Source organism: Oleiphilus sp. HI0086 (assembly GCF_001635225.1).
This window is the reverse complement of record NZ_LWFZ01000087.1, coordinates 1-846: the sequence shown is the minus strand read 5'-3', so window position 1 is coordinate 846 and position 846 is coordinate 1. Positions and strand designations below refer to the sequence as shown.

General features: G+C 41.0%; 1 protein-coding gene. It reads left to right on the top strand.

Features of this window, described 5'->3' with window-relative positions:
- Window positions 1-646 precede the first annotated feature (646 nt).
- Window positions 647-846: hypothetical protein (locus tag A3756_RS01325; RefSeq protein ID WP_156490170.1), on the top strand; the 200-nt coding region annotated here is incomplete at its 3' end.

Genomic DNA, 846 nt, shown 5'->3' with positions numbered 1-846 from the left:
TATAGCTAAAAGCCCACGGAGCAGTAAGACGACAGATTATATAGACAGAAAACCGACAGCTATTTGCTTGCGACACAAGCTAAATAGGCGTTGAAAGTTTTGTACGCACGCAATGAAAAAGAATACATAAAGCGAGCCTTTCCACCAACAGAGTGAAAAGTAGAAAGTACAGACAACACGACACGGTATAGAAAGCTCTGTCATGTCGTAAATTAATTAGGATTCCAGAGCAATTTAAGCTCTGGAAATAAAACTAAAGCGTGGAATCGCATTAGGAAAACAGAATTTATAGCCCGTAAGTGATGCAGACAACAAAGTCTTGCGATTGAACGCAGACCATTAATGTTAGTACGCACTATCACTTACTTCTTAGCGTTGAAAGGCAGCACCGGACTTGAGCGAGCATAAATACATATGCCCAGATCATTTGAAGGAAGCAATAAGACCAGACAATAGTTAGGAAATAGAAGTAAAACCAACAAACGCCATATGTGGCCACTTCCCCACCGCGAATTTGTCACGGGTACTGGGTGTTGCTGCTATGTATTGGAATTTGTTAGCTCGCTAACTTGATTTATAGCTGAGTAATTTTACTTTAAACCAAGCTGTCTTCCTGCGATTTCCAGCACAAAACTGGATTTCATTCATGAAAAGAATGCTTATAAACGCAACTCAAAGTGAAGAGTTACGTGTTGCCCTTGTAGACGGCCAAAAACTCTACGATCTTGATATCGAAGCGAGTTCTCGCGAACAGAAAAAAGCAAACATTTATAAAGGTAAGATCACTCGTATCGAGCCCAGCCTTGAAGCTGCATTTGTTGATTTTGGTGCTGAGCGCCACGGTTT